This is a genomic window from Thalassoglobus neptunius (assembly GCF_007859735.1).
Classification (GTDB): Bacteria; Planctomycetota; Planctomycetia; order Planctomycetales; family Planctomycetaceae; genus Thalassoglobus; species Thalassoglobus neptunius.
This window is the reverse complement of the sequence record NZ_SIHI01000050.1, coordinates 1-22,662: the sequence shown is the minus strand read 5'-3', so window position 1 is coordinate 22,662 and position 22,662 is coordinate 1. Positions and strand designations below refer to the sequence as shown.

Genomic DNA, 22,662 nt, shown 5'->3' with positions numbered 1-22,662 from the left:
CCCGCACGTCCACAGTTTGTGGTCGCCCGCCTTTCTTGCTGCGGCGGGGCTTCGGAAGAATCATTTCGATCATCTCCCACTGAAGGTCAGTCAGGTCACTTGGGTACGCTTTTCGAATCGCCTCGGAAACCGTGCACTCCTTTGCGTTGATGAACCGCAAAGTGTGAACAAAACCAGACTTTCACAAAACCTCAGTTTCCGGATAGCCTCTAAGTTCTCGAGGCTTAGTTGATATTTATTAAGTCCGGTAAGTGCCGTCGCGTTTCAATAGTGACGGTGATTTAGTTCTTGACGAACTTGTAAGAAGGATTCTCCAGAGAGAAGTCGACTTCGCTCAAAGGGGCGTCGAACTCGATGTCATGAAAGAGGTACTTTTCGACGAGTTCGCCCGGACGGCCGTCTTTCGACCATCCGTAGTTTTCGATTCCAATCAGGCATTTGTGCTCGGCGTCGAAGTAGAGTTTGCTTAGCGAGTAGTCGGGGCATTCCTGTGGGGAATGGAAGGCAATGTCGAAGATGACGACAGGACTTTCGCGAAAGAAGTCCGTCCGATGGCTGCACTCAAGTCCTCCATCGGTGCGACGATTCTGATAGAACTCAGAAACTCGTTCAGACATTCTCAAGAGCCCAAACTCTGTGATGGGATAGCGACAGCCTTGCATTGCCTGACGGGATTCCGGGTCGAGTTTCCAGACATCGCGGAGCAGGGCGATTCCTTCAGTCACTCTTGCGACCATCCGGTCTCGGTTCTTCCCTTTGACATAAAGGGCTTCCTGGCCACTGTCGTCCCATTTCAAGTATACGCTAAACGGTTCGATTCGAACCTTTGCCTGGATAACTTCCGGGTCTCTGAGCCTCCCATCGATTGCGACCTGCTTTTCCAGCTGCGCGGTGTATTGATGTCGTTCGCGACAGTAGTTCACCGAGTCGCCAAGATAGGCTTCGAGCAGTTTCATCGCTCGTTCTTTTTCAGTTTCCGAAGCGGCATCATCTTCGCTTTCGGTTTTCGCTAATGACGCGTCTGCCTGTTCGGAAGTTGATGAATGAGTGTGTGACTGCGACTTCGCGGGGTCAGACTTTTTCGCTTCCAAATCGGCATGTAGCTTCGCAAAGCTGGCGATTGTCGAGATCGAGATCAGGATTGTTGCGATTCTGATGAACATCGTGTCAGTTCCTTAGACCGTCATCCGTTTGAATTAAGTTGGTGACTTGGACTCAATGTGAAGTTCGATCGCATCCGTGTCTCGAAGGGCTCCGTTCATGAGGCCACTCCGTATCATCCGATGACTCCATTCCGTCTTCACTCTGGTCGACTGACTGAAGCAAATGGTATGCGCAAGCGTCGAAAGCAATTGCCGATTAGAAGCATTTTGAGCGAATGACAAGTCAATCAACACGTCGGAGAGATTGGGATTTAGTTGACGCAAGCTTTTGAGGCAGTCGATTTCGAACGATTCAACGCGGGAAAACGTGGTCTGCGATTGCTTCCCAATCACCCAAACCGGAATCTGCGCAACCAAACACGTCTCGCATTGACCTGCCGGGAATTCGAAACGGAATCGAACGACACTTCCTGAATGTGGGTCGTTTTTGGTTCGTCAGAGAAATTCCGAATCAAACGGTCGTTGTAAGAGAATCGATCGACGGAACATCTTCATCTAAGGATTGCAGCGATTCGCACGGAGAAACGCCGGAATGTTCCGGAGAAACGTGCGCCGACTGGCCATCAAAATGCTCTAAAAACCGTTGCGAAAAGCCGCTGAGATCCGAAAAAATAGAAAGCAGGCTGACAGTCGATCGAAATGCCTGCACAATAAAGCAAAGTGAAAGTCGGTATTCACTGACTCTGGAAAATCATTGAGTCGCTTTTCAAGTCGATCCTGTGGCGCTGATCACGTCGCAAAGGTCGTTCTTGTGAGGTGAATCCCCGAGAACCTGAAGCGGAAACTTTTCACGACGGAACGCCAAAAAAGTGTCTTGTCTGGTGAGTGGTGGTGAATTGTTTCTATACTTATTGTGAAAGTACTGTTGGGCTGGCCGTCTCGGCTAGCAGTTGTGAGTGGAATGAAGCTGAACAGATGACGCGATACTGCAGAGAATGCCTCGATTTGTGATGTGACGCGTTGAGTGGACTTTGGAGAATTCATGCTGATGAGATTGAGTGAAGAGGAGAGTTTGCTTCCGGCTCATCGAGTGCGGAGATCCATGTTCCTGACGGTCTCAGTTGCAGTGGCATTGTGCTTCGTCGTGAACGATGACTCTGTCGCACAATCTCCGCCTTCGAAACGCGATCTCTTCGAAAATCACGTTCGTCCGATGATCGTCAAGCATTGTCTTCAATGTCATGGAGAGACGAAACAGGAAGGCAGCCTGAATCTGACGACTCTGGACGGGTTGTTAACCGGTGGGGAGAGCGGTCCGGCGATTGTGTCTGGAGCACCCGACGAGAGCCTCTTGCTCGAAGCATTGAGATACGAATCGTACGAAATGCCGCCGAGTGGTCAGTTGGACGAATCCCTGATCGAGGGCGTTCATCAATGGATTGAATCGGGTGCTGACTGGCCGGAAGGGGTCGCGCTGAAAGCGACGGAGAAGATTACTTCCGACGACCGAGACTGGTGGTGTTATCAGCCCATCGACGATCCCGCAGTTCCTGATGTGAACGATGAAGGTTGGTGCCGGAACGAAATTGATCATTTCATCTTCGACCGCTTGCAGCGTGAAGGTCTTGAACCTTCGGACAGTGCGTCTGCAAAGCAACTGGCTCGACGATTACACTTCGCGATCACTGGATTGCCGCCGAGTTCGGAGGTTGCTTCCGTCATCGAAGAAGAATCGGACTGGTATGAACGTCTTGTCAATCAGCTACTCAATTCAAAAGCTTATGGCGAAAATCAGGCGAGGTTCTGGCTTGATCTGGTGCGTTACGCGGATTCAGATGGATACAACGCAGACCATAAACGGCCGAATGCTTATCTCTACCGCGACTATGTGATTCAGTCTTTTAACGAAGACAAACCGTACGATCGCTTTGTTGAAGAACAGATCGCTGGTGACGAAGTCGATCCGGGGAATCGCAACGCTCTCATTGGGACGATGTATCTTCGGCATTGGATTTACGAACACAATCAGCGAGATGTCGAAGGTCAATGGGCTCAGATTCTCAGTGATGTCACCGAAACAACTTCAGACGTCTTTCTCGCGCAGGGCATTAAGTGCGCACGTTGTCACGATCACAAATTCGATCCCTTACTCCAGCGAGATTACTACGCTCTCCGTGCATTCTTCACTCCGCTCAAACCTCGCGAAGATATGCAGATTGGTGATGTCGAGACGAAAGCTCGGTATCTCGAACATCAACGCATTTGGGAAGAGGCGACCGACGCGATTCGCCAGCAAATCCATGAGATCGAAACGCCCGTCCTGCTCGCTCATTCAACGCGAGAGGGAGTTCATCGATTTACCAAAGAAATTCAGGCGATGGTCGCCAGTCGTCGACACGAACTCAGCCCGTATGAGAATCAAATTGCCACGCTGGCTTCGAAACAGTTCGATGTGCTTCCCGAGAAACTTCCGGAGTGGCTCGAAGAAGAGACGGAAACCAAACGACAGGAACTCCGCAAGCAACTCGCAGAATTTGATCATCTCAAACCGGAGCCGCTTACAACACTGCCGTTTGTGATCAGTGATGTGGGACCAACTTCACCGGAAACGACGATCCCCGATGATCCGACTTCCACTCCGATTGATCCGGGGGTTCCACTCGTTCTCGAAGAAAACCCTGCCACGATTGAGCCTCTTCATCCCGCTCTCCAATCAACCGGTCGCCGCCGGGCTCTTGCAGAGTGGATTGTGGACGAAAAGAATCCTCTGACAGCCCGAGTGATTGTCAATCGAATCTGGGAACAGCACTTCGGTCGTGGTCTGGTGGAAACGACCAGCGATTTTGGTCATCTCGGAACGCCGCCTTCACATCCCGAACTTCTCGACTGGCTTGCCCGCCGATTTATGGAAGACGGTTGGAGCCTCAAAGCACTACATCGGAGAATTCTGACTTCCGCGACCTATCGTCAATCTTCAGAACGTCAAATGGACGATCGCACTGCGAGTTTCGATCCACAAAACGTTCTGCTCTGGCGGATGAATCCTCGCCGACTCTCCGGGGAAGAGATTCACGATACGGTGATGTGTGCCTGCGAGCAGATGGGGGATTCGGATCGGGCGATCTATGAGCCGGTCCTTCGAAATTCCCTCGATCCGCTACTCGCAGCGTTCGATTTTCCCGATCGAGTTGAAAGCCAATGCAAACGGCATCAGACGACAACATCCCCGCAGTCATTGCTGATGATGAATTCTGCGTGGTTGCATGAACGTGCAGAGATGATGGAGTCGAATATTGGGGAGTCCAATCTCGAATCATTTATCGCAACTGCCTATGAGCGACTTTTCTTTCGGGACGCGGATCGCGATGAACTTGCAGACGCCAAGACATTTGTCGAACAGTACGCAGAGAACGTCGCGAATTCAGATCGCAAGAGTCCCGTCGAACCATTCCCGAGTGGCAGCAGTGCTCTTCGTTTTTCAACGAAGTCTCCAGGCACTATGCGGACGGGCAAGATCCCGCAGTTGACTGATTCCGAGAGCAACGGACAGCTGACTATCGAAGCGACAGTGCTTCTTGATTCCCTTTATCCCGACGCCTCGGTCCGTACGATCGTTGCCAACTGGACTGGGAAACAGTCGGATCGAGGGTGGTCGCTCGGAGTGACGTCCACGAAGAGCCGGTATCAACCCCGCAATCTCATCCTTCAATTGGTGGGCTCGAAGGAAGAAGGTGAGAGCAAGCCGACGTACGAGGTGATCCCGTCGAATTTAAGACTAAAACTCGACACTCCATATTACATTGCAGTGACGATTAACTTCCGGGACAAAACAGAAACGGGCATCCATTTCTATCTGCAAGATTTGTCCAATCCGGAGCAGTCCGCTGACGAAGCGAATGCAGCCCATCAGGCAACCTGGAACGTGCAGTCGGATCGACCGGTTGAGATCGGTGGACGTTCGGGAAGTCATCTCTGGGACGGCTTGATTCAAAATGTCCGCGTTCACAATGCGGTCGTACAGCGTTCGGATCTGTTTGGTAGTGATTCAGAGAGCGCACATCGAATCGTCGATCTCCGCTTCGATGCTGTTGATCAACCGGGCGCTGACGTTTCCGGGAATGGCTATCATGCTTCCGTTGATGGTTTGAATTTGGCTTCGCCGATGAAGCGAGCTCGCACCGCTCTGTTGCACGCACTCCTGTGTTCGAATGAGGTGATTTATGTCGATTGAAAATGCGCGCACTGAGAACCTTTCGCGACGAAAGATGCTTGTCCAAAGCGGCAGCGGGTTCGGGGCTTTGGCATTGGCGGGTCTGTTGCAAAGCGATCAGGCATCCGCGACGGAGTCAATTCAGTCACCTCTTGCGTCGAAGCTGACCCATCATCCGGGGAAGGCGAAGAGCGTGATCTTTCTGTTCATGGATGGAGGACCGAGCCATCTCGATTCCTTCGACCCTAAGCCTGAGCTTGAGAAACTCGCCGGCAAGCCGATTCCCGAGAGTTTCGGGCGTGTGATCACCGCCATGGGTGAGTTCGATTCTCCAATTCTTCCCACGCAACGCAAGTGGAAGCAGCACGGAGAAGGGGGACTCTGGATCTCCGACTGGTTGCCACATACGGCCGAAGTCGCGGACGAACTGGCAGTGATCCGTTCCTGTTGGACAAACGGAATTAATCACTCTGGGGGGATCTGCCAGATGAATACCGGGTCGCAGTTTGCTGGCCGCCCATCGCTGGGAAGTTGGGTGACGTACGGGCTCGGAACAGAAAATGAAAACCTTCCGGCGTTTGTGGTGATGCAGGAAGGAACGGGACGAGTCATTAACGGAGCCCGAAACTGGGGGACCGGATTTATGCCGGCGATCTATCAGGGCACGACGATGCAGAAGAGCGGCCCGCCGTTTTCGAATCTTCATCCTCCCGAAGAAATCGCGTCAACGCATCAGCGTATGGAACTCGATTTTCTCAACCGCATCAATCAGCGGCATGCCGAATCTCGCCCGGAAAACACAGAGCTGGACGCGCGAATTCGCAGCTTTGAACTCGCATTCCAAATGCAGGCCCATGCCCCTGAAGCTGTTGATCTCTCCGAAGAAACAGCCGAGACTCAAGCACTCTATGGGCTCGATAACGAAAAGACCGCTTCGTACGGCCGCAATCTCTTGATGGCTCGACGGCTGGTCGAACGCGGAGTTCGGTTTGTCCAGTGCTACCATGGAGCTGGAAGCAAATGGGACGCTCATGACAACATCGAAGCGAACCATACACGCATGTGTGGGGCAATGGACTTGCCAGTCGCCGGATTGATCAAAGACCTCCGCAGACGAGGTCTGCTCGATCAAACTCTCGTGGTCTGGGGAGGCGAATTTGGTCGCACACCAATGAGTGAAAAAGGGGATGGACGCGATCACAACCCGACCGGATTCACAATGTGGATGGCCGGGGGCGGAGTTCAGGGAGGCAAGGCGTACGGGACGACGGATGAAATCGGTCTGCATGCAGTTGAAGATCGATTGCACGTGCATGATATTCATTCAACGGTTCTGCACCTGATGGGGCTCAACCACAAAGAGCTGATTTACATTCATAAGGGACGGCCGGAGCGAATCGATCAGAACGAAGGTCGAGCCTACAAAGAGATTGTTGCCACATGAAGTTTTGTTCGTTAGCGATTGTGACGCTGTGGATGCTGCTTCCGTTCGGAGCTTTGAAGGCTCAGCCTCCCAATCAACCGGACTCATCCGCAACTGAATCAACGCCACTGAAAGCCATTGCGGAATGGGATTTCGAGGAGGGGGAATCAGCGCACTTTCGGACTCACGGAAATGTCGAGAGTGATCAGGAAGGTCCTCGACCGCCGGAGTTCCCGGAGATGCTCCCGACGAACCGGGCGGTCAAGCTCGACGCGGAAGCCTATCTCTCTGTTCCTGACGAAGGGGAAGAGAGCCGGTTCGATTTCGACAATGGCGATGAGATCACGCTCGAAGCATGGGTCAACACAACCTCTATCCGTGATGGGCAACCGTTGTATGTGATCGGCAAAGGACGCACGAATTCCCCAAAATTCGCTCGAGACAATCAGAACTGGGCTCTCCGGTTGATGGGGAAAAATGGCGAAGCGCGATTGAATTTTCTTTTCGCTTCCAAACCTTCCGGGGGGGGGCAGCACTGGCATCGCTGGACATCGACTCTTGGCTTTCCTGTCGCGACAGGTTGGCATCATATCGCGGTCACGTATCGGTTCGGAGATCCGGATTCCATTACGGGCTGGTTGAACGGCAAGAAGACAGACGGAACATGGGACATGGGAGGGGCGACGACTAAACCTCCTGTCGTTGACGATGACGCAGTCTGGATTGGAAATCGTTTCTCAGGAAAACTCGACGGGATTGCGATTTATCGCAAGGTCTTAGCAGATGAAGTGCTGGCCGCGAAGTTTCACCGGATCGGCAAGCCAAGGACTGTCGTGTTTGCGACGGAAGAAATGCCGGATCTTGGAGAAGTTCCGGACGGTCAAGTAATCCTTCAGATGAGTGAAGGAATGCCATCCGGAGACCGCTGGCTGTACGATGGGGAATCATGGCCGGCAGAAACGCTCCGCTGGTTTTCTGACGCGTTTCTGCTGTCCCGAATTCCGGTTCGCTATGAATCGTGGGGAATCCGTTCGAGCTGGAAGGCTCCGGTATTGCTGCGCATTGCGGGCGACATTGAGCTTCCGGTCGGAACCCATCAATGCCTGCTCAGAGCCCGTTCGACAAGCCGGCTCTGGGTCGACGGTCAATTGGTTTCGCGACTCAAACCCGCCCGGCGTCGCGGCGGAAATCTTGAGCCAATTGTACCTGTTCCCGATCCGCTTGTTCCGGGAGCAAGGCGACTCCCGTTTCCGCAACAGGAGGCGATCAGTGAACTCGTGATTGCCCCGGCTGGAGATTCAGGTTCGCGGCGCGTCCGAGTCGTGTTGGAAGTGATCGACGGTCGTCCAGGGAATCGAACGGAGTCCGGAGAAGTTTGTGTTGCAATTCAGCAAGACGGACAAGGTCCATTTGCGGTTCTCAGTGCTGACGCAAGTGCGCCGTTGCTCATGACCGATGACGTCATTGAGTCCAAATTACAAGAACTTGAGGCCGAACTGATCGCATTTGAAGATCATGTTCGACGCGAGGCAGCGACGTCGCAGGACGAGTTCTGGAATCGCCGCCATTCGATCGCGAGGAAGATCGTTTCTGAGAGCGAGGCAGGGAATGCGTTTCAGCCTCCTTCCGAGTCAGCGGGGCATCCCGTTGATCGATTCGTATTGGACAAAATTGCATCCGTTCAGAATCAGCTCGGAGAGAACCAAACACCCGCCGCGAAGAACTCCCAGGAGAAAGTTTTCCCAATTCTTCAGGAGCAGTGCTTCCGTTGTCATGGGGAAAAAGAGCAGGGTGGGCTGCGATTCAATTCTCGTCAGGGAATTCTGTCGACCGGAGAATCGGGATTCGCCGCCGTTGTTCCGGGGGATCCTGAAGCGAGTGAGCTCATTGCCCGCGTTCGGGCTGGAGATATGCCGCCAACAGAATCTGGACTCTCCGAAGAGCAGATTCAAGTGCTCGAAGAATGGGTTCGTGATGGAGCTGTTTGGGTTAATCACTCCATTGATGAAGAGTCTATGGAATTGGCGCCGGTGGTCGATGATTCGTCATTCGTGCGGCGTGTCTATCTGGACACAGTTGGAGTCGTGCCGAACGAGGAAGAAGTTCGCCAGTTCCTTGCCGATGAAAGTCCTGCAAAGCGTGATCAGCTGATCGGGCAACTCCTGGAGGATGACCGCTATGCGGATCACTGGGTCAGTTTCTGGATGGATCTCCTCGCGGAGAATCCGACGCTTCTGAATCAGTCGTTGAATTCGACCGGCCCTTTTCGATGGTTCTTGCATGAGTCATTGCGTGACGGGAAATCGCTCGACCGGATGGTCACGGAATTGATTCTCATGCGCGGCAGCAGTCATGAAGGGGGAAGTGCTGGATTCGGGCTGGCTGGGGAAAATGATTCTCCGATGGCTGCCAAGGGACACATTCTTGCTTCCGCGTTTTTAGGCATCGAAATGCAGTGTGCCCGCTGTCACGATTCTCCTTATCACAGCACGAAGCAGGAAGATCTTTATTCCGTAGCGGCGATGTTGAAACGTCAGTCTCTGGCACCGCCGGACACAAGTCGCGTGCCGGATGCGTTCTTTGAAGGCATCGGACGGGAATCTCTTATTGAGGTGTCGCTGCAACCGGGTGTTCAGGTTTCGCCGGATTGGCCGTTCGCTGAACAAACCGGAGTCGCTGACGATGAGCACATCGATCTTCTCGTTCAGAATCCGGGTGATTCACGAGAACGACTCGCTGCACTGATCACTTCGCCAAAGAATCGACGGTTTTCAAAAGTCGTTGTGAATCATCTCTGGAGACGATTGCTCGGAGCGGGAATCGTTCAACCTGTCCATGACTGGGAAGGTCAGACCGCCAGCCACCCGGAGATGCTGGAATGGTTGGCCAATGAACTTGTTGTGCACGACTACGATCTGCGGCATGTCTTGAAACTCATCATGACATCCGAGACGTATCAGCGAAGAGCATTGGGAAAGAATCGCCAAGCATCCGCTGAAAATCGGTTCTTCAATGCACCCGATCCGCGACGACTGACCGCCGAGCAGATCGTTGACTCGCTCTTCGTTTCGACCGGGAGTGTGATGGATGTGGGCGAATTGACATTTACACACGATGGATCGGAGCCAGCGACGCGACGAACATCATTAGGGTTTCCGCGGCGGGCCTGGATGTTTGCGGGACTCAACAACGAACGTGATCGCCCCAGTCTTTCGTTTCCACGAGCACAGCCCGTTGTCGACGTGCTGGAGGCATTCGGCTGGACGGGAACGAGGCAACAGCCGATCTTCGAACGAGACATGGACCCGAATCTGCTGCAACCGGGGATTTTAGAGAACGGGACATTGACCATGTCATTGACTCGCGCCGCGTTTGAGAGCGAGCTTGCCGATCTCGCCGTCGAAGCCCGCGATCCAGACGTCCTACTCGACACTCTCTTTTTGCGTTTTCTCAGCCGTTTCCCGAATGCTGACGAAAAGAAAGCTTTCCTTCCCGATTTGTCGGCAAGGTTTGAAGAGCGCATCGTCTCAGCGGAACACGTTGAGCAACCTGCGGAAGATCCACCGCTTCCGAAGGCAACCTGGTCAAACCATCTGGTGCCTGAAGCGAACGAGATTCAGGAAGAACGGCAACGACGAGTACGACGCGGTCCTCCGGCAGACCCTCGCCTCGACCGCGACTGGCGAGAAGTCTATGAAGATGTGATCTGGAGCCTCGTCAATGATCGATCGTTTGTCTGGATTCCTTAGCTCATTGACTATGACCACTCGTCGACCCTGACGAGTTCGAAATTCCCGCCAACATCTGACATTCCGATCCCACTCCTCCGGGGAACATATCAATGAAAATTCAATCCCGCCGTCAATTTCTCGCAACAAGCGCAGCTGCTGCAAGTGCGCTCACGATGACTGGGTCTTCTTCGGCGAGCACACAAGATCCATTGCTGAGTGGAAATGCCGATCACGTGATTTCGATCTGGCTCGGCGGCGGGATGGGGCAGGTCGACACTTTTGATCCTAAGGTCAAAGGTGATCCCGTCTCGAAAAAGCCGGGGTCATATTACGACTCGATCGACACGATCGTCGACGGTGTTCAAGTCTGCAAACCTCTCCGCAAAACAGCTGAGGTGATGGATCGTGTGACTGCTGTTCGAACGGTGCATCATGACGTCATCGACGAGCACGCCGCAGCTACCAATCGCATGCATACAGGACGAACGATTTCCGGAACGGTGACGTATCCATCGCTGGGGTCTTTGATTTCTCACGAGCGAGGTCCCGTCGACGAAGGGGCACCGCCATATGTTTTGATTGGTTATCCCAATGTAACTCGCGGTCCCGGATTTCTGGGGGCCAAATACGGATATCTGTATTTGACAGAAACGGGTCGAGGTCCTGCCGGGCTTTCCCGGCCGGATGGAATCACTGAAAAACGCCAACGTCGTCGTGAACGTTTCCTGCATTCGCTCCGCAAGAGTGATGAACATACTGCGGTTTCACAGCTTCTCGACTACGAAGCTGCGATTCAGCAAAGTCTCAAACTGAGCGGTCCAGAATTTAATCGCGTGTTTCAACTCGACGGGGAGCCGAGTGATTTGCGTAACCGCTACGGGGGAGAGTTTGGGCAACGATGCCTGTTGAGTCGACGGCTCGTCGAACGCGGAGTGCGGTTTATTGAAGTGAGTCACAATCTGAATTTTCTCAATGGGTCCGGGTGGGATGTCCACAACAGCGGGATCGTCAACCAGCATAAACTGATCGAAGAACTGGACTCCGCACTCTCGACTCTGATAATCGATCTCGAACAGAAGCGATTGCTCGATAAAACGTTGATCACGATTACGTCAGAATTCGGTCGTCCATCCGGATTCGACAGCGGAGGGGGACGAGGTCATCAGGGGACCACGTTTTCCTGTGTTCTCGCTGGGGGTGGCCTTTCGCACTGCGGAGCTTATGGAGTGACTGACGAACTCTCTAAAAAGATCGTGTCTTCCCCAGTGAGCGTACCGGACTTCTTTGCCACAATTTGCGCAGCAGTCGGTGTCGATTATCGCAAGTCACTTTATGCCGGTGATCGACCGGTTCCGGTCACTGATCAGGGAGTCCCGATTGCAAAGCTTCTGACTTAATCAGTTCCTTGAGTGCTTGTGAACAGGTCACGAACGATTTCTTTCGATGGCGAATGAGTTCTCTCGAAGAAGAGTCATTCTGTACTCGAGGAAATACTGAATGACTTCACTTTCTGCGGGTTGGAAAAGCAGGGGCCAGGGCGATGGGGTGTTTGAGAATGGATTCGAGGCGGCCCTCAAGAAGTCCCAAATCGGACGTCTCGTGTGACGACCGCGAGACCGTCAATTGATTCTGCGCGAGAGATTCTCCAAACCGTTTTAGATCGGTGTGAACATCTCCCAATAATTCTTTCAACTCGTCACCCTCAATGTCCCGCCGCTGAAGGACGGTCTCTTGTTCGGTGCGAATTCGATGGAGTTGGGCGAGGAAGGTTCCGTGAGTTCTTAGCAGCTTCCCGTCCACAAAGGCCCGCATGAGTCGATTCTCAGCGTCGAAGTGGTAACAGGGATCGGCGCTGAAGTAGATCGACAACCGCTCATCGTGACGGATTCCCGCGACGATTTGAGAATTGTGACGCTGGTCAACGAATTCCCATTTGACGCGTGCGGAGCGGAATTCATCGAAAAGGTCTTCGCGATCGGTTTCGTTGCGTGCCATTGCGATCAATTCAGTCGGAACATTCTCGTTAACTGGTCCGGGCTTCTCACGTTCTACTCGCTTTTGCTGGAATGCCCATCAAGTCGGTGTTATTCTCATCTTCAGCGAGTCCAATTTACTCGACAAGTCCCCATTACTGATGAATCGAATGGTTTGAGAAAAACATCGATTCCTCACTCAAAATGGAGGGGGCAAGGTCTATCATTCAGTTAGGCATTTCGTCATTTCGAAATTGTCTGAACGAAGCCTATGAGAAGTTCGACCATATCATCGACTGCTGTTGCTCCTGATTTTCCGGTATCCTCCGGAGAAATTCAGACGATCGATTTCCAGCGGATCGGCGAGGTCGACCGAAAACATACGCTGCTGACTGAATATTTGCAGCTCAAAGGATTCGATGGGCTATTGATTCGCGACCCGGCGAATTTCTCGTGGCTGACCGACGGAAGTAGCAATCTGCACTCCAATGGTCCGGAAGTCTTTGCGACGGTAATGGTCACTGCCGATGCGCGTGTTGTGCTCTGCAACAATATCGACTCGGGGCAATTATTTGATCGTGACTTGTCCGGGCTCGGCTTCCTGCTGAAAGAGAGGCCATGGACGGAAGACCCGGGAAAACTCGTTCACGATGTCTGTCGCGGACGGGTGATCGCGTGTGATGTTCCGCTCACGGGAACGACCAACGTGCGGGATGACCTGCAGTCATTTCGGCTGCACTATTCCAAAGTCGAACACGATCGCTTCTCCGAACTGGGACTCGCAGTCGCTCATGCTGTTGAGGCCACGGGACGAAATTTTCAGATCGGGGCATGTGAAGCTGAGATCGCCGGTCATCTGTCGCATCGTTTGATCAAAAATGGAATTGAGCCTGTTCGCATGCAGGTGATGGCGGATGGTCAAGGTTGGCGTTATCGGCATTGGACACACGGCAACGACAGAGTCGAGCGGCATGTTGTCATTGCTGCGACTGGTCGGCGACGGGGGCTTCACGTTTCGACCTCCCGAACTGTGTGTCTCGGCCAACCCTCGAGTGAGCTTCAGGAAGTTCATCACCTGGCAACGCTCGTTCAGGCGACAGGAGCTTATTTTTCACGTGCGGGGTGGTCCATGTCTGAAACCTGGCCGCGCGTGGGGCGAATCTACGAGAAGTTTGGCGTTCCTGATGAATGGCGATCTGCCGATCAGGCAGAACTTGTTGGCTATCGCGAGTCAGAAATTCGTATGGTTCCGGGCTCGGATCACCGGTTCGAATACGGACAGGTGATCTGCTGGCATCCGTCCGTTCGGTCGGGTTTAGCCGCGGATACGATGTTGATTCGGGAAGGAGCAGCAGAAAATCTCACTCCCGCAGAAAATTGGCCAATGCTCTCTGTTGAGGTGAAGGGAACCCAAATCGATCGCCCCGGGATCTTGGTTCGTAGCTGAATCACTAGTGATCCGCTGGTAAATTCGAGAAAATTCTCGGATGATGTGACCGCTTGAAGTGCGAGCATTCGTCGGCCATTCTGTTGAATTCGCGGGCGGAAGCGGTCTGATCGCTTGAATCGCTCGACAAGCTTGGTAGCTTCTCAGAAATTTGCGCAATTTCGCGGATCGAATTGCACAAACAGGATGCGCAGGGAGTGTTGTGACCCTGTGCGCGATGGATTGGCTTCGCATCGGACGATCTTTCTGTATGAAGTGCTGCAGAGAAACTGCGATGCGATGTGCCAGCGTGACAGAACCATTTCAGGCTCGCCCCTGTCTCGCTGGGAAACATTGCTGAAGTCAACGAGTAGTGCAAATCACGATGTGACGCAGCTCCTCCCTGAGAATCTTGTCGCGACAGACAGGAACATTTCAGGGGTGGGAAGCCGTTAAGAAAGAGGAACCACGTGCCCAGACGCGAAGATATCAAAAAAATCTTGATTATCGGCTCAGGTCCAATCGTCATCGGCCAGGCATGCGAATTTGATTACTCCGGAACGCAGGCGTGTAAAGCCCTCCGCGACGAAGGATACGAGGTTGTCCTCGTCAACTCCAATCCCGCCACCATCATGACTGATCCGCAGACGGCGGATCGAACCTATATCGAGCCCATCACCTGGCAATACGTTGCCAAAATTCTGGAGCGTGAACGTCCAGACGCTCTCTTACCGACGCTGGGAGGGCAAACAGGGTTGAATACCGCGATGGATTTGCATCGTCGCGGAATCCTCGATCAACTTGGTGTCGAGATGATCGGGGCTCGATCCGATGTCATCGCGAAAGCGGAAGGTCGTGAATCCTTCAAAGAAGCGATGGTCAAAATCGGTCTGGACGTGCCACGATCGATGGTCGTGCACAATATGGAGGAGGCCCGAAGCGCACAGCGTGAAATCGGATTGCCCATCATCATCCGTCCCAGCTACACACTCGGGGGAAGTGGCGGCGGAATCGCTTACAACAAAGAAGAGTTTGAAGAGAAAGTCCGCAACGGACTGAAGCTGTCGCCCGTCTCCGAAGTCCTCCTCGAAGAATCCGTACTCGGCTGGAAAGAGTACGAGATGGAGGTGATGCGGGATCGTGCTGACAATTGCGTCATCATCTGCGCGATTGAAAACTTCGACGCCATGGGAGTCCATACAGGCGATTCGATTACCGTTGCTCCTGCCCAGACATTGACCGACAAAGAATATCAGCGAATGCGTGATGCGACGTTCGCGTGTATGCGGGAAATCGGAGTTGAGACAGGCGGGTCGAACGTCCAGTTCGCGATTGATCCGCGATCCGGGCGGATGGTGGTCATCGAAATGAATCCCCGCGTCAGCCGCTCAAGTGCGCTGGCATCGAAGGCGACCGGGTTCCCAATCGCCAAAATTGCGGCGAAACTCGCGGTCGGCTACCGGCTCGATGAAATTCCGAACGACATCACACGAGAAACGCTGGCGTGTTTCGAACCGACGATCGATTACGTTGTCACCAAATATCCTCGATGGACATTTGAGAAGTTTCCGGATGCCGATCCCACATTGACCGTTCAAATGAAATCGGTCGGTGAAACAATGGCGATTGGCCGTACGTTCAAAGAGTCATTCCAAAAGGCTTTGCGAGGTCTTGAGATTGGACACTTTGGGTTTGGAGGCGGGAAAAAAGATCTTTGGGGGACGGACAAAGAGCCGGAGATCGAAGAGATCCGCAGCAAGCTGGCGACGCCGAACTCCGAGCGTGTCTTCTATATTCGATATGCATTCAAGGCGGGATTGTCTCTTGAAGAGATCAATCAGCTGACCGGAATCGATCCCTGGTTCCTGTTCCAGCTTCGGGATTTGATTGAGATCGAAGAAGAGATTCGAAGCGTCGGGCACATGCACGACGTCGATGCCGACTTTCTCCGACGCGTCAAACAGGTTGGATTCTCAGACCGCCAGCTTTCGGACTGGTGGCTCACCTCTGAGATGGACGTCCGGAACTATCGCAAAAGCCTCGGAGTCACTGCGACGTTCAAACAGGTCGATACGTGCGCAGCAGAATTCGAAGCGTACACGCCGTACTACTACAGCAGCTACGAAACAGACAACGAAGCTCCCGGTCCGAATCCCGACCGGAAACGGATCATGATTCTCGGTGGTGGGCCGAACCGAATTGGACAGGGAATCGAATTCGATTACTGCTGTTGTCACGCCGCTTTTGCTATGGCGGAACTGGACATTGAAAGTGTGATGGTCAACTCGAATCCCGAGACGGTCTCGACGGATTACGACACCTCGGACCTTCTCTTCTTCGAACCACTCACGACCGAAGATGTTCTGAATATCTGTGACCAGTTGGACCCTGATGGAGTCATCGTTCAGTTCGGCGGTCAGACTCCTTTGAATCTCGCACGCGGGCTGGAAGCAGCGGGAGTCCCAATTATCGGAACCAGTCCAGACAACATCGACGCCGCTGAGGATCGTGAACGGTTCCAGGAGATTCTCAATAAACTCGGGATTCGCCAACCTCCGAATGGAATTGCCATCGATGTTGAAGGAGCACGCGCCAGTGCCCAGCGAATCGGTTATCCCGTTCTGGTTCGACCGAGTTACGTTCTCGGTGGTCGGGCGATGGAGATCTGCTACGCGGAAGAAGACCTCGTCCGCTATATGACCGAAGCTGTCGACGCCAGCCCGGATCATCCGGTCCTCATCGATAAGTTCCTGCAGGACGCCATTGAAGTCGATGTTGATGCCATTTCAGATGGAACAACGACGCTCGTTGGTGGCGTGATGGAGCATATCGAAGAAGCCGGTGTGCATAGTGGCGATTCCGCATGTGCGTTGCCTCCTTATTCGCTTCCGCAGCATGTCATCGACGAGATCAAGGAATCAACTTACGCTCTTGCGAAAGAGCTTGAAGTGCGCGGACTGATGAATATTCAGTTCGCGGTCAAGAAGACCGAAGGGGCGGAAGGAACGGAGTTCGACGTCTATATTCTCGAGGTGAACCCTCGTGCCTCTCGGACGTCTCCGTTTGTGTCGAAAGCGACCGGACAGCCACTCGCGTCGATGGCTGCCAAAGTGATGGCTGGAGTCTCCTTGAAAGAGCAGGGTGTGACGGAAGAAGTGTGGCCAAAACATACTTCTGTGAAGGAGAGCGTGTTCCCGTTCTCAAGGTTCTCCGGAGTGGACATCATTCTCGGCCCGGAAATGCGGTCGACCGGCGAAGTCATGGGAATCGACGACGACTTCTCCGCTGCGTTTGCAAAAAGTCAGCTTGCAGCAGGAGTGGAACTTCCAACAAGTGGAACCGTCTTCATCAGTATGGCAGGGGCTCACAAGTCAGCCATGATCGAACCGGCCAGACGCCTCAAGGAACTCGGCTTCCGAATCATTGCCACGATCGGGACAGCGAGAGTTCTCAACGATGCGGGTGTCCAGGCAGACACCGTGAAGAAGGTGCAGGAAGGTCGACCGAATCTTCTTGACATGATGGTCAATGGAGATGTGCAGTTCATCTTCAACACGCCGAGTGGCAAGGGAAGTCGAACAGAGGAAGGCCGAATCCGGGCCGCCGCTGTGACCTACGGCGTCCCATGTGCGACGACACTTCCGGGATGCGAAGCGATGATCAAGGCTCTGGAGTATCTCGACAAACATCCGACACCTCGCGTCGAATCGATCCAGGAATGGCATCAGCAGTCGACTTCGGCGGAATCAAAGTAGCCACTGGCAACAGGCAGCCTGGCCCAAAACCCAATCCATCGACCGGTCTATCGAGACTTCCTGAATGGAGTGGCAAAGAGACAGCGCGGACGGGAACGGTCGACTCGTGTGATTCGTTCCCGTCGTTCTGCTCGATAAGGCGCCTTTTCGAACGTTCGATTTCAGGCGGAGGGATTCGTTCAGAAACTTCTCTACCAAACGTCACGTTCTTTCACGATGACAAGAGAATCCTCAGCCCGGATTCGCAGCAGTTCCCATCAGCGAACGCCTCTTTCTATGAAAGAGAAGAGTGCGGGCGAGTAAAGAGAATCCATGAGCTTGGTCGAGCATCCGCCCCCCACATCGGAACAGGAGCTCGGGGAAAGGGGGCCGGGTGAAAAGCGGGCCGCGTGAGAAAAGAGATTTCTGTGGATGCTGCTCGCAGCACAGAGTTCCCGATGCAATCTGATCAGATGCTCTATCGCACAATACTCGCATTGTCTTTGTGCACTGTCCACACGAATGACATTGCGCAGACCAGCCAACTCTGTACTCAATCCCTGCACGGAATCTGTGTACACAGTCGAATGAGTCTGCTGGATGAGACTGCTCGAAACTCAAGGGCGCAAAGATCGTCTTGCTACGCGCTGTCTTTTAGAGCGTTTTCTCTTTTCGTATGCGCTCACTAGCACGAGCAAACTCAGATTCTTACCTGATGAAAGAGTTCAAGCGAGTGCACAGAAAAGAGCAACTTGCTCTAGACGATGCAGGTCGAGATCAATTCACCTTCCTGAATGATGATCGTTTCATCGGAATTTCGAATCTGGGTCGCGCAATCCATGATTGACGACATTTGCCCAACGGTTCTCTGTGCGTCTTCGAAAGCCACGTTTTCCACAATGGGAAACCAGCCGCCGTTTGTGAACAGAAAGACTGAGAACTCGCCTCCGTGTGCGACCGAATCCGTCCCGGTTCGGTCGGTAATTCGCTGATTCAACTTCTCGCTCCAAGAAGAGTTTCAATGAGAGAGGTACGCTACGGGCAAACTATGTCCATTAGTCAAACCACGTCACTCTCAAAATGACTGAGTAGTGATAGCAGGAATTGACCGTTTTGGATGCGTTAAAACCCTATTTTTTTTTGGCGAACCTGAAGAAAACTGAGAGGAGGCATTTGTACAGCAAGTGACCCGACTCAGTACTGCCTTTCTTAACACTAGGTCGCGGTTGTGACAGTGGTCGGGGTTTTTCGAGAGTTTTTAGAATCCTGGCGGGCGATTGCTGATGACTTGATGCGATCGGGCCACGTTCTCTAAGGAATGTGGCCATTTCAAGACATCGATCTTGCACGAAGAAAGACGCAAATTTCCGTTCGCAAAACGCAATTGTTAAGAATTCCGAGAGTGCGAAGGGATCCCAGAATCCGCTGTCATTGCAAGTCGCTGCGGAAAATGGAATCCGTTGAAGACCTGTGCGAGGGCGAAAGCCAGCGCAGATTACTTGGCTTTGAGTGATTCAGTCGCGGAGGCTTTCTCGGCGAGTTCATCCAGTTCGTCTAGCTGGAACCGGACAGCCACGACGTACGGAGCTTCGCCCGCCGTCCAGTGTCCGTAAGTGGTGGCCACAAAGGTTCCATCCGGAAGGACCTCTACTCCGGGGTAAGCACAATCAGCACCGTGCGTGTTGTCCATGAGTCGCACCCGGAAATCTCCCTCATCGCCGGAGCGAAGTTGCTCGTAAGTCCCGACCCAAGCGACCCAGTCTCCACGCGTTGGACTTTCGTGAGCCATGTCGCGAAAGGAAATGACCAGACGCCCATCGGGAGAGTATTTCGCGGTGTGTCGATCTCCAGTCAGCGAGGCAGGGAGTTCAACCGGATTGGTCCAGGTTGCGCCTGAATCGGAACTGAAGATGATGTACGAATTCCGAGTACGGCTGTTTTCACGAAGAAGCAACGCAAGCTCACTTCCATCGGGCGAGAAGACAGCCCCCGGTTCGCAGAGATGGAGATCGGGTCGCGCCAGAATCGGTTCGGGGTTTTCCCAGTTCAGTCCGCCGCCAGTCGATCGTGTTTGGTAGAGAGTGAAAACTCTGGGATCCTGGGCCTGATTCGAATCTTGAAAGAAGCGACCGTCATCGTGGAAGAACGCGCGATAAGTTCCTGGCTGTCCCGTCGGAACGAGTGAGCTCATCACGACGATCCCTCCCCAGTCTCCGGCGGGTTTCAACGGGGACCAGGACTTCCCGTCATCCTCGCTGACGGCAATTCGAGCGGGATACAGTCCGGACCAGAGAATGATTCGGCGCGTTCCGTCCGGCGAGATGACTCGATGCAGTGTCGGCGTCTCTTTGCTGGTCGACCAGTTGTCTGGAGTCGACAGGCGGTCGCTCCATGTCAGTCCGCCATCGTCGCTGCGTTTATAAGTGATCGGACCGCGTCCGTGGCCCTTCGGGTAGACACAGAGAATCGTCTTGCCGTCCTCCAGCAACAGCGTTGTCGGATGCCCGAGATATTGCCCAGCTTCTCGGTCCACGATCACCTGTCGCGAAACATCCGAAGCAAGATCGACGAGAGGAATCGTAATTTCTCGAGATTTGGGAGGAGCATCCGGCGATGGCTCCCCGACTTGCGAGAATGCTGCAGAGTGAGAAAAGAGAACGAGGAGTGCGCAGGTGGGAGTGATTCGCATGAAGAAGTCTCTGCTGGCTGATGAGTCGACGGATGCGATCGCGAAGATCGATCCACTTCAGGAGGGAGGAACATCAGCCATGATGAAAGAGAAACCGGTCGGGAAGCAAGTCTGTCCCGTTTTTAGATCTTCGATTCAACAAGAATTCGAGTCGAAACCGAACCCATTGAGGCACTGCCCGAAGGAGACTCTTTGACCTCGCGTCAATTTTGGGTCCAAGCTATTCTAAATCTCCAGCAGGGATGGCTGATGACTCAACGTGTGGACCGAATTCCAGCTACTCTTCTGCTTTTGCCAACTCGGTGAATTCAGTTCCGCTTCAGCGAGCGGAACAATGTGACTGAGGCAACACGTCATCGACCTCTGTGTTGATGTCGATTCAGGATGGATTCGATGACTACGACAGCTACGGCTATAGAAACTCCAACACACAGCAGTCCGGCGGAAGTAGCTGAGTCGACACATTCGACACGCGGATTCGTGTCGCTGATGGTCACTCAATTCCTCGGGGCTGCCAACGACAATGTGTTGAAGGGCGTCTTAATCTATATGGTGATCGACGGTGCCTGGAAAGGGCAACTCGGCTCTGGAGGGCAGGGGATTGTCAGTGCCTGTTTGTCGATCCCGTTTTTGCTTCTCTCCGGGATGGCGGGGCAGTTTGCCGATCGTCACAGCAAGCGGTTCGTCAGTGTGTTGGTGAAGGTTCTTGAAATTCCGATCGCTGTGATTGCGATGATCGGTTTCTGGACTGGCAACCTTTGGGTGACGTTGTTGAGTCTGATTGCTCTGGCCTGTCAAAGCGCATTCTTCGGCCCAGCCAAGTACGGAATGATCCCGGAACTCGTCCCGGTCAGCCGGATTAGCCGGGCGAATGGCCTGATTGGAATGATGTCGAATGTGGCTGTGATTGTAGGAACTTTGTCCGCCGGGGTGATCGCAGACTACTACAGCCCTCTTCCACGTGAGGGCGTCCCGACTCCACCCGGATTGCTGTGGTTGCCCGGCGTCGTGTTAGTTTCTGTTGCTGTCCTGGGGCTGATTGCGATCAGTTTTATGACTCCGCTTGCTCCGGGAAGAAAGGCAATACAATACAGCTGGAATCCATCAACCGGATACATCTGGGCAATCAAAGAGATGGCAAAAGGTCCGCTGCTTTTGATCGCGATCGCGGCGGGATATTTCTATTTTCTGGCTGGGTTGGCTCTTTTGATCATTCCCGAATACACCGTCGTTTTGCAGCGATACGAAGTTTCACGTTCTGAAGTCAGCGTTCTTCTCGGAATTCTCGGCCTCGCGATCGGGCTTGGAAGTGCCATTGCGGGATACGTTTCCGGATCAAAGATTCGCCCGATATTGATTCCCATTGGTGGAGTGGCATTGGTGGTCTTGTTCTTCCTGCTGGGGACCATCCCTCCGACGCTGCCACCCAAAGCTCCGACGGTTCGAATTCTTTTCAGTTCACACGCCGGTTTGATTCTCGGAGCGGGGATCGCAGCTGGGTTCTATCTGATTCCATTGCAAGCGTTGCTTCAGCGTCTTTCAACGACTCACGAACGAGGGCGCGTTCTCGGAGCATCGAGCGGAATTTCCTTCGGGTTTCTGACCGTCGCGGCACTGCTGTATCCCATTCTTCGACCACTTTTCACAAACGCATCCGGTGAGCATCCTGAGAAAATCTTTCTCGTCTGCTCAGGGTTGATGGTTGTTGGCTTAATCGGGTTTGGGATCGCACTTAAACGATCGAAACTGACACTCACCGACGTTTCCTGACGTCAATGGCGAGCTTTTTGGCTCACCGCGAATCGTTTCTCCAATCCGACCGCAGTGTTTGCTTACGGAAGTTTCTGAAGGATGGAGAAGAGGAGAGCCTTGAATGCGCGGGGGAAGTCTGTGAAGCAGTGACCACCGTTGAGCAGCATCCGGCGCTTGACAAGTGGGATTGTGGACTGCATGGTGTCTGACTGAGTTTATGAGAGATCTTTGATTCGTCCGGGTTCCGGGCGGATGATTGGCAATCAGTCAGATGCAGGTAGACAATGCATTCCTTCAACTTCGCGATCGCCTCGGGATGGGTCTTGGGGCTCACTTCGGTCATCTTCGGATCGACCGTGATGGCTGGCGATCTCTATAAAGACCTTGACCACTACGTTGCTCAGCGTCTCAGAGGCTATCCGGAAACTGAGGTTTTGTGAAAGTCTGGTTTTGTTCACACTTTGCGGTTCATCAACGCAAAGGAGTGCACGGTTTCCGAGGCGATTCGAAAAGCGTACCCAAGTGACCTGACTGACCTTCAGTGGGAGATGATCGAAATGATTCTTCCGAAGCCCCGCCGCAGCAAGAAAGGCGGGCGACCACAAACTGTGGACGTGCGGG

Annotated in this window: 13 protein-coding genes; 9 read left to right on the top strand and 4 right to left on the bottom strand. The window is 53.4% G+C overall.

Going from position 1 to position 22,662, the window contains the following annotated elements; all coding sequences use genetic code 11:
- Positions 1 to 281: 281 nt before the first annotated feature.
- A complete protein-coding gene (locus tag KOR42_RS23195; RefSeq protein WP_146512222.1) occupies positions 282 to 1,163 on the bottom strand; it encodes a DUF1571 domain-containing protein in 882 nt (293 codons plus the stop codon).
- A gap of 982 nt (positions 1,164 to 2,145) precedes the next feature.
- On the opposite strand from KOR42_RS23195, the gene KOR42_RS23190 reads away from it, so the two are divergent.
- From KOR42_RS23190 to KOR42_RS23175, 4 genes are all read left to right on the top strand, one after another.
- Positions 2,146 to 5,334: a DUF1553 domain-containing protein gene (locus tag KOR42_RS23190; protein ID WP_146512221.1), complete on the top strand. Its 3,189-nt coding sequence runs from the start codon at positions 2,146 to 2,148 to the stop codon at positions 5,332 to 5,334.
- Entirely contained in the window at positions 5,324 to 6,757 is a 1,434-nt protein-coding gene (locus KOR42_RS23185; RefSeq protein WP_197441502.1) for a DUF1501 domain-containing protein, read from the top strand. The genes KOR42_RS23190 and KOR42_RS23185 overlap by 11 nt, the downstream gene beginning before the upstream one ends.
- A complete protein-coding gene (locus KOR42_RS23180; protein WP_197441501.1) occupies positions 6,754 to 10,485 on the top strand; it encodes a DUF1553 domain-containing protein in 3,732 nt (1,243 codons plus the stop codon). The genes KOR42_RS23185 and KOR42_RS23180 overlap by 4 nt, the downstream gene beginning before the upstream one ends.
- Before the next feature lie 92 nt (positions 10,486 to 10,577).
- On the top strand, positions 10,578 to 11,864 hold the full coding sequence (locus tag KOR42_RS23175) for a DUF1501 domain-containing protein (RefSeq protein WP_146512220.1): 1,287 nt from the start codon (positions 10,578 to 10,580) through the stop codon (positions 11,862 to 11,864).
- A gap of 106 nt (positions 11,865 to 11,970) precedes the next feature.
- On the opposite strand, the gene KOR42_RS23170 is transcribed toward KOR42_RS23175, so the two are convergent.
- A complete protein-coding gene (locus KOR42_RS23170) occupies positions 11,971 to 12,462 on the bottom strand; it encodes a hypothetical protein (protein ID WP_146512219.1) in 492 nt (163 codons plus the stop codon).
- A 249-nt stretch (positions 12,463 to 12,711) separates the two neighbouring features.
- Between KOR42_RS23170 and KOR42_RS23165 the strand changes: the two genes are divergently transcribed.
- Positions 12,712 to 13,887, top strand: coding sequence for a M24 family metallopeptidase (locus KOR42_RS23165; RefSeq protein WP_146512218.1), 1,176 nt, complete (start codon positions 12,712 to 12,714; stop codon positions 13,885 to 13,887).
- Between the two features lie 449 nt (positions 13,888 to 14,336).
- A complete protein-coding gene (gene carB / locus KOR42_RS23160) occupies positions 14,337 to 17,621 on the top strand; it encodes a carbamoyl-phosphate synthase large subunit (RefSeq protein WP_146512217.1) in 3,285 nt (1,094 codons plus the stop codon).
- A 736-nt stretch (positions 17,622 to 18,357) separates the two neighbouring features.
- On the opposite strand, the gene KOR42_RS23155 is transcribed toward carB, so the two are convergent.
- Together KOR42_RS23155 and KOR42_RS23150 are read right to left on the bottom strand one after the other, a co-directional pair.
- Positions 18,358 to 18,597 carry a hypothetical protein gene (locus KOR42_RS23155; RefSeq protein WP_146512216.1) on the bottom strand — a complete coding sequence of 80 codons (240 nt, stop codon included), beginning with the start codon at positions 18,595 to 18,597 and terminating at the stop codon, positions 18,358 to 18,360.
- Positions 18,598 to 19,095: 498 nt separating this feature from the next.
- The gene (locus KOR42_RS23150; protein ID WP_146512215.1) at positions 19,096 to 20,289 is read right to left on the bottom strand and encodes a sialidase family protein; all 1,194 of its coding nucleotides are present in this window, start codon (positions 20,287 to 20,289) and stop codon (positions 19,096 to 19,098) included.
- Between KOR42_RS23150 and KOR42_RS23145 the strand changes: the two genes are divergently transcribed.
- The 3 genes from KOR42_RS23145 (at position 20,288) to KOR42_RS27015 (ending at position 22,481) form a co-directional block, all read left to right on the top strand.
- Positions 20,288 to 20,485: a hypothetical protein gene (locus tag KOR42_RS23145; protein WP_146512214.1), complete on the top strand. Its 198-nt coding sequence runs from the start codon at positions 20,288 to 20,290 to the stop codon at positions 20,483 to 20,485. The genes KOR42_RS23150 and KOR42_RS23145 overlap by 2 nt on opposite strands.
- 197 nt (positions 20,486 to 20,682) lie before the next feature.
- Positions 20,683 to 22,059 carry an MFS transporter gene (locus tag KOR42_RS23140; RefSeq protein ID WP_197441500.1) on the top strand — a complete coding sequence of 459 codons (1,377 nt, stop codon included), beginning with the start codon at positions 20,683 to 20,685 and terminating at the stop codon, positions 22,057 to 22,059.
- Positions 22,060 to 22,325: 266 nt separating this feature from the next.
- Positions 22,326 to 22,481, top strand: a complete 156-nt coding sequence (locus tag KOR42_RS27015) for a hypothetical protein (protein WP_197441499.1) — start codon at positions 22,326 to 22,328, stop codon at positions 22,479 to 22,481.
- Positions 22,482 to 22,662 lie beyond the last annotated feature (181 nt).

What these genes read in the sequence shown, in the direction of transcription:
- KOR42_RS23180 (WP_197441501.1), top strand. Translation starts at nt 6,754, where the DNA reads ATGAAGTTTTGTTCGTTAGCGATTGTGACGCTGTGGATGCTGCTTCCG.
- KOR42_RS23170 (WP_146512219.1), bottom strand. Translation starts at nt 12,462, where the DNA reads ATGGCACGCAACGAAACCGATCGCGAAGACCTTTTCGATGAATTCCGC.
- KOR42_RS23150 (WP_146512215.1), bottom strand. Translation starts at nt 20,289, where the DNA reads ATGCGAATCACTCCCACCTGCGCACTCCTCGTTCTCTTTTCTCACTCT.
- KOR42_RS27015 (WP_197441499.1), top strand. Translation starts at nt 22,326, where the DNA reads ATGCATTCCTTCAACTTCGCGATCGCCTCGGGATGGGTCTTGGGGCTC.
- KOR42_RS23185 (WP_197441502.1), top strand. Translation starts at nt 5,324, where the DNA reads ATGTCGATTGAAAATGCGCGCACTGAGAACCTTTCGCGACGAAAGATG.
- KOR42_RS23175 (WP_146512220.1), top strand. Translation starts at nt 10,578, where the DNA reads ATGAAAATTCAATCCCGCCGTCAATTTCTCGCAACAAGCGCAGCTGCT.
- KOR42_RS23195 (WP_146512222.1), bottom strand. Translation starts at nt 1,163, where the DNA reads ATGTTCATCAGAATCGCAACAATCCTGATCTCGATCTCGACAATCGCC.
- KOR42_RS23140 (WP_197441500.1), top strand. Translation starts at nt 20,683, where the DNA reads ATGACTACGACAGCTACGGCTATAGAAACTCCAACACACAGCAGTCCG.
- KOR42_RS23145 (WP_146512214.1), top strand. Translation starts at nt 20,288, where the DNA reads ATGAAGAAGTCTCTGCTGGCTGATGAGTCGACGGATGCGATCGCGAAG.
- KOR42_RS23190 (WP_146512221.1), top strand. Translation starts at nt 2,146, where the DNA reads ATGCTGATGAGATTGAGTGAAGAGGAGAGTTTGCTTCCGGCTCATCGA.
- KOR42_RS23165 (WP_146512218.1), top strand. Translation starts at nt 12,712, where the DNA reads ATGAGAAGTTCGACCATATCATCGACTGCTGTTGCTCCTGATTTTCCG.